A 15,755-nucleotide genomic window follows, 5' to 3' on the forward strand; every position below is an offset into this window, starting at 1 on the left:
CCGAATCACCCGCTCGAACGGGTGCCGTTCGCCCGTTCAACCAAAGCTTCTGCAACCAAGGCTCCTGACGCTCATGAAAGCTGATCTCCACTTCATCTCCGGGCTGCCACGTGCCGGATCGACCTTGCTGTCGGCCATTCTCAAGCAGAACCCCAGGTTCCACGCCAGCATGACCGGGCCCGTCGGCTCGCTGGTCGATGGCATGCTGCGCACCATGAGCATGAACAATGAGACCGCGATCTTCATCAGCGATGCGCAGCGCCGCGCGATCATCGAGAACATTTTCACGACGTTCTACCTGGACATGCCAAAGGGCGATGTGGTGTTCGACACCAATCGCGTGTGGTGCGCGAAGCTGCCGCTGTTGACCGAGCTGTTCCCGAAGGCGAAGGTGATCTGCTGCGTGCGCAGGGTGCCGTGGGTGCTGGATTCCATCGAGCGGTTGGTTCGGAAAAACACGCTACAACCCTCCGGCATCTTCAATTTCGACACCGGCGGAACGGTGTTTTCGCGCGTGGACGGGCTCGCCGGTCCGGGCGGCATGGTCGGCTTTGCCTGGAATGCACTGCGCGAGGCGTTCTGTGGCGAGCAGACCTCGTGCCTGCTCGCGGTCACCTACGAGACGCTGACGACGAAGCCGGCGGAGGCGCTGGCCGCGGTCTATGATTTCATCGGCGAGAAGCCGTTCAAGCACGACTTCAACAACATCGAATTCGACGCCGAGGAGTTCGACCGCCGCATCGGCACGCCGGGGCTGCACCGGGTCGGGCGCAGCATTCACGCCAACGAGCGCCGTAGCGTGCTGCCGATGGAACTGATCCGCAAATACGAGAACGATTCCTTCTGGCTCGATCCCGCGCGCAATCCCTACAACGTTAAAGTAATCTAGGACGAGGTCGCATCGCGATCCTCAGAGGTCGCATCGCGATCCTCAGAGATCGCGCCGCGATCCCTGAGCACACGCAAGATCTCGCCGGCGAGATCGGGGACAGCCCGGCCGACGGTCTTGAGCCACACATCCGGCGCCTCCGGCGCCTCGTAGGGTGAGTCGAATCCGGTAAAATTCTTGATCTGGCGCTGGGCCGCCTTGGCGTAGAGGCCCTTGGGGTCGCGCCTGATACATTCCTCGATCGGTGTGTCGACGAAGACCTCGATGAATTCGCCGTCCGGCACCAGCGTCCTGACCGCATCCCGGTCGGAGCGGTAGGGCGAGATAAACGAGCAGATCACGATCAGGCCGGCTTCGGCCATCAGCCGCGCGACCTCGCCGGCGCGGCGGATGTTCTCGACCCGGTCGGGCTCGGTGAAGCCGAGATCACGATTGAGTCCGTGACGGACGTTGTCGCCATCGAGCAGCATGGTGTGGTAGCCGGCCGCGGCCAGACGCGTTTCCAGTTCGTTGGCGATGGTCGACTTGCCGGCGCCGGACATTCCGGTGAGCCAGACAATCATCGGCTTCTGCTTCTTGAGCGCTGCCCGGTCGGCTTTGGCAATCGAAAGCGGCTGCCAACTGATGTTGTTGGCACGGCGCAGCGCAAAATCGATCATGCCCGCGCCGGCGGTGCGATGGGTCGCGCGATCGATCAGGATGAAGCAGCCGGTCCTGCGGTTTTCGGCGAACCCGTCGAAGGCGACGGGGACGGACGTTGACAGGTTGCAGACGCCGATCTCGTTCAGGTTCAGGGTGCTGGCGCTGATGTGCTCGCGGGTGCCGACGTCGATCCGGTATTTGAGGGTCGTGACCGTCGCCGATACCGTGCGGGTGCCGATCTTGAGATGATAGGCTCGCCCCGGAATCAATGGCTTTTGATCCATCCAGATCACGCAGGCGGCGAACTGATCGGCGACGCTGGGAGGGCTTTCGGGAGCTGCCAGCAGGTCGCCGCGTGCGACGTCGATCTGATCCTCGAGCGTCAGCGTGACGGCTGCACCTGCTTCTGCCCGCTCGAGATCGCCGTCATAGGTGATGATCCGGCTGACCCGTGTCGCCTGGCCGGAGCCCGCCACCACAACGGCGTCGCCGGCGGCGATCCGGCCGGCCGCGATGGTGCCGGCATAGCCGCGAAATTCCGCGTTCGGCCGGTTGACCCATTGCACCGGAAACCGGAACGCCAGCGCGGCGGCATCCCGCGACACCCGCATCGTTTCCAGGCAATGAAGCAAACTCGGGCCGTCGTACCATGGCGTATTCGCGGAAGCGGTGACGACATTGTCGCCGAAGCGCGCGGAAATCGGGATCGGCACGATCCGGTCGAAGTCCAGTCCGTTGGCGAAGGAGAGATAGTCGCTCACATTGCGGTCGTAATCGGCCTTTCGAAAATCGACCAGGTCGATCTTGTTGATCGCCAGCACGACGGTGCGGATGCCGAGCAGGGCGCAGATGAACGAATGGCGTTTGGTCTGAACCTGAACGCCGTTGCGTGCATCGATCAGGATAACAGCCACGTCGGCGTTCGAAGCAGCCGTTGCCATATTGCGGGTATATTGCTCGTGACCGGGGGTATCGATCGAGACGAACGAGCGCCGGCCGGTCGTGAAGTAGCGGTGGGCGACGTCGATCGTGATGCCTTGCTCGCGTTCGGCTTCGAGCCCATCGACCAGAAGTGCCAGATCCGTGTCCTTGCCGGTGGTGCCGTAGCGGACGGAATCGCGCGCCAGCGCCGCAAGCTGATCCTCCATGATCAGTTGGGTGTCGTGCAGCAGCCGTCCTATCAGCGTCGATTTTCCGTCATCGACCGAGCCGCAGGTGATGAAGCGCAGGATGTCATTCGACGCCATCGCGCCTGCACCGGTCGCGATGGCATGCGTCTCGAAGTCACGGGCCTCCATGTCAGAAGTATCCTTCCCGCTTCTTCTTCTCCATCGAGGCGTCCTCGTCGCTGTCGATCAGGCGGCCGTTTCGTTCCGATATCCTGGCGGTGCGCATCTCGTCCACGATCTCATCGAGGGTGCGGGCGCTGGAGTCGATGGCGCCGGTGAGGGGATAGCAGCCCAGCGTCCGGAAGCGGACCTCCCTGGTTTCAGGATGCTCGCCGGGCGAAAGCGGAAGGCGGTGGTCGTCGACCACGATCCAGTTTCCCTGGCGGCGAACCACCGGGCGCTGCCTGGCAAAATAGAGCGGGACCACCGGAATCTGCTCAAACCGGATGTATTGCCAAACGTCCAGCTCGGTCCAGTTGGAGAGCGGAAAAACCCGCATCGTTTCGCCGGGCTGGAGTTTGGTGTTGAACAGATTCCACAATTCGGGCCGCTGGTCGCGCGGATCCCAGACATGACCACGCCGTCGCAGCGAAAAAATCCGTTCCTTGGCGCGGCATTTTTCCTCGTCGCGTCGCGCACCGCCGAACGCGGCGTCGAAGCCGTGGCGGTCGATGGCCTGCCGCAGCGCTTCGGTCTTCATGACGTCGGTGTAGAGCGTCGAACCGGAAGCAATCGGATCGATGCCACGATCAAGACCGTCTTGATTGGTGTGGACCAGCAACTCGAGGCCGAGGCGATCAGCGGTGTCGTCGCGGAACGCGATCATCTCGCGAAATTTCCAGGTCGTATCGATATGCAGCAGCGGGAAGGGGGGAAGACCGGGATAAAAAGCCTTCAACGCGAGATGCAGCAGCGCGCTCGAATCTTTGCCGATCGAATACAGCATCACCGGCTTTTTGAACTCGGCGACGGTCTCGCGCATGATCGCGATCGATTCCGCCTCGAGCTGCGCAAGATGCGGCGGCATTGCCTGGGTCATGCGTCGGTCCGACCCGACGCTGGCACCTCGGTCCGGCCGCTAGGTGACCGGATCGCAAATCCGGCTATGCTGCGAGACATTTAAATGTGGCCCTCAAAGTGGCGCGATCCCCCGGAGAAGTAATTGAATTTGCCGGCTCCCCGGGGCCGGATTCGATCGCGCTGATTTTACGGATGAAATCGGCCCAAAGCCAGCTTTTACCAGCGTCGTTACCAGCTCGAAAATCTGATTGCGATCCCGCCGGTCGATCGGTCGTCTTTTCCTGACTACGCGCTCCGTTGCGCCTTCGCCATCCGCTCGCGCGCGAGCTTGTGGAGCATATCGTGCCCCGACATGGCGTCGGCGAGGAAGCGGTCGAAAGCCCCCAGGAGGGAAGGCTTGAGTTCGACCAGGCGTCCGCCGCGGCCGGAAAGGTTGACGTCGCCGTGCTCCGCCGCGTCTTCCAGCAGCGCCCGCACATGGGTCCGCGATATGCCAAACTTGGCGCCGATATCCGAGTAGGAGAGACCATTCCCATTTCCTGCGACGGACATTTGAATGAGCTTGATCAGGACCAGCACGCCGGAATCGCGACCCATGAATCGCATCACGGTCGGATGGTTCGCCATGATCTCGGCGCCCTTGGCGGAAAAATCCAGAGCGACCAGCCGCTGGGCGCGCTGGAACGCGGCGTCCCGCGCCATTGGCTCGCCGTAGCCGGGATCCGGAAACATCACATGCAGCGGCGTATAGTGATAGTGCAGCCAGTCGCGATCGAGTGACATCATCTTGGCGGTCGGGATGAGAATGCGTACCCGCCCGTCGTGCTCCGAGGGGCGGGTGTCGACATAGCCAAGCTGGACAAGCCGGGCCACCAGCGCATCGACCCGGCGCGGGCTCGCCAACCCGAACGTCCTGATTTCGTCCTTGAGCCGCTGTGGGGTCGCCCATGTGGTTCGATCGGCCGCGTCATGGCGGAGATGAAGCGACACGATCAGATTGAACGTGATCTGTCGCATCGCCTCGACCAGCAAGCGGCTGCGGAATTGATCGCCCTCGTGCAGCACGAGAACCGCCTCGACGAAGGCCGCGCGGGCGGCCGCAAAGCGCGGGTGAGCGAGAATTTCTGCGGGTGTGTGAATGGAGCCGGTAACGGACGGGGAAGGGGAGGACATAAACGATCAGGGACCGGCGTTGAGGTTTCGCTGCCGCGGCAGCTACGGATAAACGCAAATTGTTTCAAGCCGGACTCGGCAATATTTTACCGTTCCGTCCGCGGAACTGCTGCCAGACGAGCGTTCCCTTGGGAGCATGTGGATTTCGCGCCACACTCTTCACATTTCCCTGCCACAATTTGGAACATTTTGCGCGGACCTCACCGGTATGGCCCGACCATTGCTAGCTTGGCCGTCGGTCGCCTCGCGCTCCGCCAATGGATGCGCGCATGGCCGGCCCGGGGTGGGTGAAATATGCGGAACGATGCGGTCGGAGCCGGGCTCAGCTCGGTTTTGGGGACCGGCGCGGTCGATTTGGTTCGGGGCGTCGCTAAGAGGATGCAAACGCGGCGGGCGCTTTTGGCTGGCGTCGTGCTGATCTGGACCGGACCGGTGGTGGCTGCGCCGGTGGCGGACGCGACCTGGAGCACCACGCCCGGCTCAGGTGATTTCAACACGGCGTCGAACTGGACTCCGGCTTTCGTGCCGACCGGCACCGCCTTTTTCGGTCCGTCGACGATCACCAGCCTGTTGTTCACGGCCAACACCACCCTCGGCGGCTTCACCTTCAATCCGGGCGCGTTCGCTTACAGCTTCAGCAACAGCCAGGTCCTGGACTTCACCAGCGCTGGCATTGTCATCAACGGCGGCAGCGCCACCATCACGAACAGCCTTACCATCAACTTCCTCAACGCCAGCACAGCCGGCAGCGCCACCATCACGAACAACTTCGGCGGCTTCACCAGCTTCGGTGTATTCGGAGGGGCCGACACCGCCAGCGCCGGCACCGCCAATATCACGAACAACAGCGGCGGTGGCACATATTTCCTCGCCCACACCACCGCCGGCAGCGCCACCCTTACCAACAACTATAACGGCAGCACCTACGTCTTCGACGCCAGCAGCGCCGGCAGCGCAACGATCACGAATAATAGCGGCGGCCTGGCGCAGTTCGGTTCAGTGGGAGGGACCGACACCGCGACCGCCGGTACCGCCCATATCACGAATAATAGCGGCGGCTTCACCTACTTTTACGCCAATGCCACGGCCGGCAACGCCACCATCACCAACAACAGCGGCAATACCTCCTTCTACGCCACCAGCACCGCCGGCAGCGCCACGATCACGAACAACAGCGGCGGCGTCACCAAGTTCTTCCAGACCAGCACGGCCGGCAGCGCCGCAATCACGAACAATAGCGGCGGCGGCACCCAGTTCGGTCAATCCGGAGGTACTGACACCAGCAGCGCCGGCAGCGCGGTCATCACGAATAACGGCGGCGTCACCGTTTTCAACGCCACCACCACGGCCGGCAGCGCCGCGATCACGAACAGCAACTACGGCAGCACCCAGTTCAACGCCACCAGCACGGCCGGCAGCGCCGTCATCACGAATAACAGCGGCTCCACCCTGTTCAACAACACCAGCACGGCCGGCAGCGCCGCGATCACGAACAACAACAACGGCAGCACCCTTTTCAACGCCACCAGCAGCGCCGGCAGCGCCGCGATCACGAACAACGGCGGCGGCAACATCTATTTCTACGCCACCAGTACCGCCGGCAACGCCACCATCGCGAACAACAGCGGTGGCCTCACCCAGTTCCTCAACGCCAGCACGGCCGGCAACGCCGCGATCACGAATGACAACGGCTCCATCCTTTTCAACGGCACCAGCACGGCCGGCAGCGCCACCATCACGAACAACAGCGGTTTTGTTGATTTTTTTGGTCGAAGCGACGGCGGAGCTGCGCATCTGATCAACGGCGCGGGCGGGACAATCGATTTTTCGGGCAGTTCGGGGCCGAACGGAGATGACCGGCTCAGCGTCGGCTCGCTCGCTGGGGCTGGAACCTTTATCGTCGGTCAGCGGCAGCTTGTGACCGTCAGCGGCAGCCTCGCCTTTACTTCCGGCGCGCTTTATATGGTGCAGGTGTCGGGGTCGAACGCGGGCCAGATCGCGGTTCGCGGCGCCGCCAGCCTGGCCGGCAATGTCGAGGTCGACGTGCTGAGCCGGCTGACGCAGAAGACCACCTACACCATCTTCTCCTCGGCCAACCCGCTGAGCGGGACCTTCAACTCGGTCCGTCTGGACAACAATTTTGCCCGCGATGCGGTGCTGACTTATGTGGGCGACAATGTGCTGCTCACGCTGCTGCCCGGGCTGTTGTCGCCGGTCCTGCCTGCCAATGCGCCTGCCAATCAGGTCAAGGTCGCGGGTGCGATCGATAATGCCTTGCTTGCCGGAAACAATCCTACCAATGCGTTCAACGCGATCTTCAATGCATCAGGCAATGCCTTGCTCAACGGCCTGACGCAGGCCTCCGGCGAGGCCGCGACCGGTTCGCAGCAGACCACGTTCAATGCGATGACGCAGTTTTTGGGCATCCTGCTCGATCCCTTCATCGACGGCCGCGGCGCACCTGCCGCGCCGCCGTCGGGTGCTTCCCCCTATGCCGAGGAAGATTCGCTCGCCTATGCGTCCCGCCGCAAACGCACGGCCGCTGAGCGCGACGCCTACGCCATGTTCACCAAGGCGCCACTGGCACAAAACTACGATCCGCACTGGAGCGTGTGGGCGGCCGGCTTCGGCGGCTCGCAATCGACCGACGGCAATGCCGCGCAGGGATCCAACAATACGACCAGCCGCATGTTCGGCATGGCAGCGGGGGCAGACTACGTCTTCTCGCCGCGCACCATCGCCGGCTTTGCGCTGGCCGGCGGCGGCACCAATTTCAGCGTCGCCAATGGCGGCACGGGCCGCTCCGACCTGTTCCAGGCCGGCGCCTTCGTCCGCCACACTGTGGGTGCAGCCTATATCTCCGGCGCGCTGGCCTATGGCTGGCAGGACATCACGACCAACCGCACCGTGACGATTGCAGGTGTCGATCAATTGCAGGCGCGCTTCAACGCCAACGCCTTCTCCGGCCGCGTCGAGGGCGGCTATCGTTTTGTCACGCCCTGGATCGGCGGCATCGGCGTCACGCCCTATGCCGCCGCGCAATTCACGACGTTCGATCTTCCGGCCTATGCCGAGCAGGTGTTGTCGGGGGTGAACACATTTGCGCTGGCCTATGGCTCGCAGAGCGTCACCGACACCCGCAGCGAAGTTGGCCTGCGCGCCGACAAATCATTCGCGATGCCAAACGGCGTCCTGACCCTGCGCGGCCGCGCCGCCTGGGCGCACGATTACAGTCCGGACCGCGCGGTCGGCGCCACCTTCCAGTCGCTGCCCGGCGCTTCGTTCGTCGTGAACGGCGCGGCGCAAGCTTCCGACTCCGCGCTGACCACGGCGTCGGCCGAAATGAAGTGGATGAACGGCTGGTCGGCGGCGGCGACCTTCGAGGGCGAGTTCTCCGACGTCACGCGCAGCTACGCCGGCAAGGGCGTCGTGCGCTACGCATGGTAGCCGGCGGCCTGCGCGTGTCGCAAAGGCCCGGCGATAAAACCGATAGGAATGCCGGCGACGGAGTTGGGTCTTGAATTCTGGTCATGCAGGGGGACGGTTGGTCGGCACGCGACGGTCTTTCGTTACGCCGCCAAATCGAGCATTGCGAGCGATCGTGCACCGACTTCGCATCGTCTTGCTGGCCTCGTCGGCGCTGGCGCTGGGCGGCTTGCCGGCGGCGGCGCAGAACGCGACGTGGAATCTCAACGGCACAGGCGATTTCAACGCGGCCGGAAACTGGACGCCGAACACGGTGCCCGGCGGCACGGCCTTCTTCGGCACGTCGAACCAAAACAACATATCGTTCTCGGTCAGTACCAACATCGGCGGCTGGACCTTCAATTCCGGCGCCTCGGCCTACAGCCTCACCAACTCAGGCGTAATCTTGGATTTCTCTGGCGCCGGCATTGTCATCAACGGCGGCAGCGCGGCCATTGTCAACCTCGGGCTTCTCAATTTCAACAACTCTAGCACGGCTGGTAGCACCGCGATCGACAACCGGCGCGGCATGACCACTTTCCTCGACACCAGCACGGCCGGCACCGCAGCCATCACCAACACCTTTGGCGCCACGCTAACTTTCAATGCCACCAGTACAGCTGGCGGCGCCGTCATCACCAACAGCAACGGTACCGTCGATTTCAACAACAGCGCCACTGCCGGCAGCTCAACTATCACCAACAGCGTCGTCGTCCGATTCAGCAACACGAGCACCGCCGCCAGCTCCGTCATTACCAACAACAGTGGCGCCGTCTCTTTCTTGGACGCCACCACGGCCGGCAGTGCCGCCATCACCAACAACGGCATCGGCACCGTTAGATTCGGCGGCACCAGCACGGCTGGCAACGCCGCGATCACCAACAATAGCGGCGGCGTCGTTGATTTTTCGGCTAGCAGCGGTCCCAACAGCGATCACAAACTCAGCGCCGGCTCAATTGCGGGCGCGGGGACCTTTCAACTCGGCAGCAACCAGCTCACCGTCGGCGGCAATAACCAGTCCACTGCGGTGAGCGGCGTCATCGGTGGCGGTAGCGGCAGCTCACTGGTGAAGGTCGGTACCGGCACGCTGACGCTCACCGGCAGCAACACCTACAGCGGCGGCACCACGGTGACCGGCGGATTCATCAACTTTAGTGCGGCCAACAACTTCGGCAGCGGGGCGATCACGCTAAACGGTGGCGGGTTGCAATGGGCATCAGGTACCTCGACCGACATTTCGTCGCAGCTCGCGGCGATCGGCGGCAATGGTGCGACCTTCGATACCAATAGCAACAACGTCGCCTTCGCATCCACGCTCACGGGCGGCAGGATCACCAAAGCCGGGGACGGCACGCTAACGCTCTCGGGCACCAACACCTATTCGGGGGGAACGACGGTCACGGCAGGTGCGCTGCAGGTGACCACCAACAGCTCGGTCGGTTCGGGCGACGTGACCTTGAACGGAGGCACCTTCCAGACCGGGGCAGGCAATCTGACTTTCACGAACAACTTCAACCTCGGTACGTCCGGCGGCTCGTTTGATGCCAACGGCACCACGTTCACCATCTCTGGAAATATCACGGGCCAGGGGATGCTGACGACGCTGGGCTCAACATTGGTCCTTACCGGGACCAACTCCTACACCGGCGGCACCACGATCCTTGCCTCTTCGACGCTGCAGCTCGGCGACACTACCCATTCCGCAACCATCATTGGGGCAGTGAACAATTCCGGCACCTTCAAGGTTGTCAACAATGCCGCCGGCATCACTTCCGTCATCAACAGCGGCTTAATCACTTTCGGAAACAGCAGCACAGCCGGCACCGGGCCCGTCATCAACAACGCGAGCGGGGGCATCTTTTTCAACGACAGCAGCACGGCCGGCAGCACCACGATCACCAACAACGGCAGAATCACTTTCTCGAACACCAGCACGGCTGGGAGCGCCACCATTACCAACAACAGCCTCGACATCATCTTTTTCAACGACGCCAGCTCCGCCGGCAGCGCCACGATCACCAACAACGGCGGGATTTTTTTCTCGAACTCCAGCTCGACTGTCTTGCCAAGCACGGCCGGCAGCGCCGCCATCATCAATAACGAAGAGATCGAATTCGAGCGCAACAGCACCGCCGCCAACTCTGCCATCACCAATAGTCACAACGTCTATTTCTTTAGTAACAGTACGGCCGGGAACGCCGCGCTTACCAACAATAGCAGCGGCCTATTCGACTTCTCAGCCAGCACGGGCCCTAACAACGACGGTAGGATTAGCGCCGGCTCAATTGCGGGCGGCGGGACTTTCAGCCTCGGCAGCAACCAGCTCACAGTCGGCGGCAACAATTTGTCCACTGCGGTCAGCGGGGTTATCGCCGACGGCGGGATCCTCGGCGGTGGCGGCAGCTCGCTGGTGAAGGTCGGCACCGGCACGCTGACGCTCACCGGCAGCAACACCTACAGCGGCGGCACCATGGTGACGGGCGGCCTTATCAATTTTAGCGCGACCAACAACCTCGGCAGCGGGGCGATCACGCTGAACGGTGGCGGGTTGCAATGGGCGTCAGGCACCTCGACCGACATTTCGTCCCAGCTCGCGCCGATCGGCGGCAATGGCGCCATCTTCGATACCAACGGTGCCAATGTCAGCTTTGCTTTCAGCCTCTCCGGCTCAGGCGGTGTCACTAAGACCGGTGCCGGCACGCTGATGCTGTCCGGAACCAATACCCATGCGGGCACGACGACAGTCAACAATGGCACACTGGAGATCGCCAGTGGCGGCTCGATCACGCAGAGCGGATCGCTGACCAACTCGGCAGACTTTGTGGTCGACGGCGGCGGTTCGGCGACGTTCGGGTCGGTCACCAACAACGCGACCGGCGCGATTACCGTCGCCGCGGGCGGTACGGTACATGATGACCTCAACAATGCCGGCACGGTGACCAACAACGGGGTCTACGTTGCCAATGTCGCTGGCAACACCGGCACCATTACCAACAACGCGACCTGGACGGGTGCGATCACGACTTCCGGCACCTTTATCAATACCGCGGGCGCAACCGTCTCCGGGCTCGTCACCAATAGTGGCACCGGCAGCAACGCGGGCACATTGAGCGGTGGCCTCGCAAATACCGGTGGCACCTTCAACAACAGCGGCACCATCAACGGCACCACCACCATCTCCGGCGGCACGTTTTTTGGTGCCGGTTCGGTCAACACCCTGAGCGTTGCAAGTGGCGGTACGTTCGCGCCAGGCAACGGGACGCCGGGGATTTCGGCTAGCGTCAGCGGCAGTCTAGCGTTTCAGTCCGGCGCGTCCTACCTGATCGGGCTCAACCGTACGACAGCGTCATTCGCCAATGTGACGGGGACCGCGACGCTCGGCGGCGCATCTGTACTGGCGCTGTTTGCCAACGGCAGCTCTGTCGCCAAGCAGTATACCATTCTGACAGCCAGCGGCGGCGTGTCGGGCACGTTCGGATCGGTCGTCAACACCAACCTGCCGTCCGGCTTCACGACGGGTTTGAGCTATGACGCCAACGATGCCTTCCTGAATCTCTCGCTCGCCTTTGCCTCTCCGCCGGGATCCGGCTTAAGCCCCAATCAGCAGGCGGTCGGCAATGCCGTCACTCATTTCTTCGACTCGAACGGCAGCATTCAGCTGGTGTTCGGCGGGTTGACCTCCGCCGGTCTGACCCAACTCTCCGGCGAGACCGCGACGGGATCGCAGCAGACCACGTTCGATGCGATGATGCAGTTCATGAATGTGATGACCGATCCGTTTGTCGCGGGACGCGGTGATACGACGGATGCGTCTGGCGGCGCCAACGCTTATGCCAGCGCGGATGAGCAGGCTAACGCAGGGAAGCGCAACCCGCGCGATGCCCTGGCGGCGATCTATGCCAAGGCGCAGCCCGTCGCCTTCGAGGCACGCTGGAGCACATGGGCCGCGGGCTTCGGCGGCTCGCAGACCACCGACGGCAATACAACAACGGGATCCAACAGCGCGACCTCGCGCATCTATGGCACCGCTGTCGGCGCCGACTATCGCTTCTCGCCATTCACCATTGCCGGCTTCGCGATCGCCGGCAGCGGGACGAGCTTCAGTGTGAACAATCTCGGCTCGGGGAGGTCGGACCTGTTTCAGGCCGGCGCCTATCTGCGGCACACCAACGGTCCGGCCTACATCACCGGCGCGCTTGCCTATGGCTGGCAGGACATCACCACCAACCGCATGGTGACCATCACGGGCATCGATCAACTGCGCGCCGAGTTCAACGCCAATGCCTATTCCGGACGCGTGGAGGGCGGCTATCGCTTCGTCGCGCCGTGGGTCGGTGGCATCGGCATCGCGCCCTATGCGGCGGGGCAGTTCACCACCTTCGATCTGCCGGCCTATGCGGAATCCGCCGTCTCCGGCGCGGCGAACTTTGCGCTTGCCTATTCAGCCAAGAGCGTGACCGACAGCCGCAGCGAGCTTGGCATCCGCACCGACAAGTCCTTCGCGGTGCCCAACGGCGTGCTGGCGCTGCGCGGCCGCTTCGCCTGGGCCCATGATTTCGATCCGGACCGATCGATAGGTGCGACCTTCCAGGCCCTGCCGGGCGCAAGTTTTGTCGTCAACGGCGCGGCGCAGGCGAGCGATTCCGCGCTGACGACCGCGTCTGTCGAGATGAAATGGATCAACGGCTGGTCGGCGGCGGGGACCTTTGAGGGCGAGTTCTCGAACGTCGCGCGCAGCTACGCTGGCAAGGGCGTGGTGCGGTATGCGTGGTAGCCGGCGGCGTGCGGCGATATTCGGCGCTATGTTGGGGGAAACAGTTTGACCCCAAACGGAAATGCACTGATCAGTTTTCTATCATAGGCTAAATTCGAAATGGTCCAATTAGGGGGTGTCCTCTTGATCCGCAAAGGGTTGCTAGCACTCGTCATCGGCGTGGCATTGGCCGGCACAGCCAGCGCGCAATCGGATTTGGTTAATCGCGGCGATTATCTGGTCAACGGCATCCTGACCTGCGGTAATTGCCATACGCCGAAGGGTCCTTCGGGCGACATCATGGATAAGGCTTTTTCTGGCGGCCTGTCCTGGGACGAGCCGCCTTTCAAGGTCACCGCACCAAACGTTACGCAGGACAAGGAAACCGGCATCGGCAATTACACCGACGCCGAGCTCAAGCAACTGCTGCGCAAGGGCATCAAGCGCAACGGCGCGCCGGTCGCCATGGTCATGCCCAGCGGTTTCTATGAGATTATGACCGACCGCGATCTCACTGCGGTGATCGCCTATCTGCGTACGATCAAGCCGATCAAGAATGCGGTGCCGGACCCGATTTACAGGATGAAGCAAGGACATCCAGTCCCGCCGGGCGGTGAAATCCCGTACACGGAAGCGATGCTGAGCGACAAGGTGAAGGAGGGGCTCTACCTCGCTACGATTGCGCACTGCATGGAGTGCCACACGCCGATGGGGCCGCAGGGGCGCGAGTTCGCGAACAGGTTGGGCGCTGGCGGCTTCGAGCTTCCGGGGCCTTGGGGCGTCTCGGTTTCTAGGAACATCACCTCTAGCACGACAAAGGGCATCGGCGGCTGGACTGATGACGAGATCAAACGCGCCATCACTCAGGGCGTCAGCAAGGATGGCAGCAAGCTCAAGCCGCCCATGGGCTACGGCTACTACGCCACCGTGTCAGGTGCCGACCTCGACGCGATCGTCGCCTATTTGCGTACGGTGCCGCCAAAAGAGTAGTCCAATAACTTGATGCACATCTTTGCGGGTGGCGGCGGGGACCTTCGAGGGCGAGCTCTCGAACGTCACGCGTTCGTACTCCGGCAAGGGCGCGGCGCGTTACATGTGGTCGTCGGCGGCCTGCCACGATATTTGGCGCTACAGCCTGGCGGGCATCGCAACCGGGGCACCTGACTTCGAGATAGGCGTCAAGGGTAGCGCAAGGGCGAAGAGGCTGCGCAGGCCCTGCCAAGCCGGGCCCACCCATACCGATGATCGCCGAATTTCAAATGCTGAAATTTGCTGGCTCCCCGGGCTGGATTCGAACCAGCGACCATTCGATTAACAGTCGAATGCTCTACCGCTGAGCTACCGAGGAATAGGCGAAACAATCGTTCGCGAGCGGGGAGCGTATAACAAAGCATTTCGGGCTTGCAAAGGACCAAATGGCCGCCCCGGACCCGGTATTGCGCGGAAGCGTAAAGACTCTGTGCAGCAAGGGTTTGCGGCCGGTTTTTCGCCTGCTCCGGACATCATCCGTAACGTATCGGCGCAAGGCCGCCATCCCCTGATATCATGGACCGGGCCGCCAAATCGACTCAATCCGGCCAGAGCCTCCGCACATTGCCGGGTTCACGGGAGCCGATTCCATGCCAGTCATTGTGACCGACCTGATACGCGCGGTACCATCGATCGTCCCAAGCGACGTTCCAGCCCTGAGCGACGACGAATGCCTGCTTCGGCTGGCGCGGGCCGTTGAAGACCATGATTCCGGGGATCTGGACGAGGTTGCGCGGCTGATCGGCCGGCTGATCGTGACCATCGAATAGGGGGCGTTTGGCACACGCGGCCGGCGTGTTGCGTTTTGCCGGAGCTTGTACCAAAGATGACCCGGTTTCAGCTCCCCCGGCGCGATCGCCGAAGCTTTCAGGGTCTCAGCCTATGTCCGGTATTTCGGCCGCGCGCCAGAAGATGGTCGATGGTCAGGTGCGTCCGAGCGACGTCACCGACAGCAGAATTATCGATGCCATGCTGGCGGTGCCGCGCGAGGCCTTCGTGCCTGAAAGCAAGCGCGCGCTGGCCTATCTGGACCTCGATCTCGATGTCAGCGAAACAGGCTCCTCCAAGCGGTTCCTGATCAAGCCGGCGGTGCTGGCGAAGATGCTGCAGGCGGCCGAAATCAAGCCGACCGACCGCGTGCTGGTGGTGGGCTGCGCGACCGGATATGCCGCTGCCGTAATCGCGCAATTCGCCGGCCAGGTGGCGGCGACCGAGAGCGATTCGGCGCTGGCGGCAAAGGCGACCACCATTCTGGCCCAGAATGGCTGTGGAAAGGTCGCGGTCCGGACGGTGGCTGCGGCTGACGGCGACCCCGCGAACGGCCCCTACGACGTCATCCTGCTCAACGGCGCCACCGAGACCGTGCCGGAACGGCTCTACGGGCAGCTCCACGACGGCGGCCGGCTGGTCGGCGTTTTCGCGATGTCGCAGCCGCAGCGGGCCACGCTGGTAACCCGCTCCCACGGGGATTTCGGGAGCCGGGCGCTGTTCGACGCCGCCGCTCCGGTGCTGCCGGGCATGGAACGGGTTCCCGCCTTCGTTTTCTAGTCGTTTCGGCAGGCTTTGCGGCGCTTGGCGGCCGTGAACGGCTGTCAAATCCCGTTCTGAATCAGAA

General features: G+C 62.8%; 9 protein-coding genes and 1 tRNA gene. 6 read left to right on the top strand and 4 right to left on the bottom strand.

Annotated elements, in window-relative coordinates:
* The first annotated feature begins 73 nt into the window (after positions 1-73).
* Positions 74-889: a sulfotransferase gene (locus BLS26_RS35030; protein WP_092517267.1), complete on the top strand. Its 816-nt coding sequence runs from the start codon at positions 74-76 to the stop codon at positions 887-889.
* On the opposite strand, the gene cysN is transcribed toward BLS26_RS35030, so the two are convergent.
* The 3 genes from cysN to BLS26_RS35045 form a co-directional block, all read right to left on the bottom strand.
* Positions 886-2,829 (bottom strand): sulfate adenylyltransferase subunit CysN, encoded by a 1,944-nt coding sequence (gene cysN, locus BLS26_RS35035; RefSeq protein WP_092517269.1) that lies wholly within the window; start codon positions 2,827-2,829, stop codon positions 886-888. The genes BLS26_RS35030 and cysN overlap by 4 nt on opposite strands.
* 1 nt (position 2,830) lies before the next feature.
* Entirely contained in the window at positions 2,831-3,739 is a 909-nt protein-coding gene (gene cysD / locus BLS26_RS35040; protein WP_092517271.1) for a sulfate adenylyltransferase subunit CysD, read from the bottom strand.
* A gap of 266 nt (positions 3,740-4,005) precedes the next feature.
* Positions 4,006-4,893 (bottom strand): helix-turn-helix domain-containing protein, encoded by an 888-nt coding sequence (locus BLS26_RS35045; RefSeq protein ID WP_092517273.1) that lies wholly within the window; start codon positions 4,891-4,893, stop codon positions 4,006-4,008.
* A gap of 378 nt (positions 4,894-5,271) precedes the next feature.
* Here BLS26_RS35045 and BLS26_RS35050 point away from each other — a divergent pair, with 378 nt between their 5' ends.
* From BLS26_RS35050 to BLS26_RS35060, 3 genes are all read left to right on the top strand, one after another.
* Entirely contained in the window at positions 5,272-8,340 is a 3,069-nt protein-coding gene (locus tag BLS26_RS35050; RefSeq protein ID WP_244541793.1) for an autotransporter domain-containing protein, read from the top strand.
* Between the two features lie 154 nt (positions 8,341-8,494).
* Complete coding sequence (locus BLS26_RS35055; RefSeq protein ID WP_157676685.1) at positions 8,495-13,132, top strand: S-layer family protein; 4,638 nt, start codon at positions 8,495-8,497, stop codon at positions 13,130-13,132.
* 123 nt (positions 13,133-13,255) lie between these two features.
* Positions 13,256-14,101 carry a c-type cytochrome gene (locus BLS26_RS35060; protein WP_244541794.1) on the top strand — a complete coding sequence of 282 codons (846 nt, stop codon included), beginning with the start codon at positions 13,256-13,258 and terminating at the stop codon, positions 14,099-14,101.
* Between the two features lie 283 nt (positions 14,102-14,384).
* Here BLS26_RS35060 and BLS26_RS35065 read toward each other — a convergent pair.
* Positions 14,385-14,459 (bottom strand) — tRNA-Asn (locus BLS26_RS35065).
* A gap of 271 nt (positions 14,460-14,730) precedes the next feature.
* Between BLS26_RS35065 and BLS26_RS35070 the strand changes: the two genes are divergently transcribed.
* A complete protein-coding gene (locus tag BLS26_RS35070) occupies positions 14,731-14,910 on the top strand; it encodes a hypothetical protein (protein WP_092517283.1) in 180 nt (59 codons plus the stop codon).
* A 112-nt stretch (positions 14,911-15,022) separates the two neighbouring features.
* Positions 15,023-15,688, top strand: a complete 666-nt coding sequence (locus tag BLS26_RS35075) for a protein-L-isoaspartate O-methyltransferase (RefSeq protein ID WP_092517285.1) — start codon at positions 15,023-15,025, stop codon at positions 15,686-15,688.
* Positions 15,689-15,755 lie beyond the last annotated feature (67 nt).

It is taken from the genome of Afipia sp. GAS231, from assembly GCF_900103365.1.
In the GTDB taxonomy this organism is placed as follows: domain Bacteria; phylum Pseudomonadota; class Alphaproteobacteria; order Rhizobiales; family Xanthobacteraceae; genus Bradyrhizobium.

Bases quoted from the DNA above. Each gene is read 5' to 3' on its own strand.
- BLS26_RS35030 (WP_092517267.1), top strand. From the start codon at position 74: ATGAAAGCTGATCTCCACTTCATCTCCGGGCTGCCACGTGCCGGATCG.
- cysN (WP_092517269.1), bottom strand. From the start codon at position 2,829: ATGGAGGCCCGTGACTTCGAGACGCATGCCATCGCGACCGGTGCAGGC.
- cysD (WP_092517271.1), bottom strand. From the start codon at position 3,739: ATGACCCAGGCAATGCCGCCGCATCTTGCGCAGCTCGAGGCGGAATCG.
- BLS26_RS35045 (WP_092517273.1), bottom strand. From the start codon at position 4,893: ATGTCCTCCCCTTCCCCGTCCGTTACCGGCTCCATTCACACACCCGCA.
- BLS26_RS35050 (WP_244541793.1), top strand. From the start codon at position 5,272: ATGCAAACGCGGCGGGCGCTTTTGGCTGGCGTCGTGCTGATCTGGACC.
- BLS26_RS35070 (WP_092517283.1), top strand. From the start codon at position 14,731: ATGCCAGTCATTGTGACCGACCTGATACGCGCGGTACCATCGATCGTC.
- BLS26_RS35075 (WP_092517285.1), top strand. From the start codon at position 15,023: ATGTCCGGTATTTCGGCCGCGCGCCAGAAGATGGTCGATGGTCAGGTG.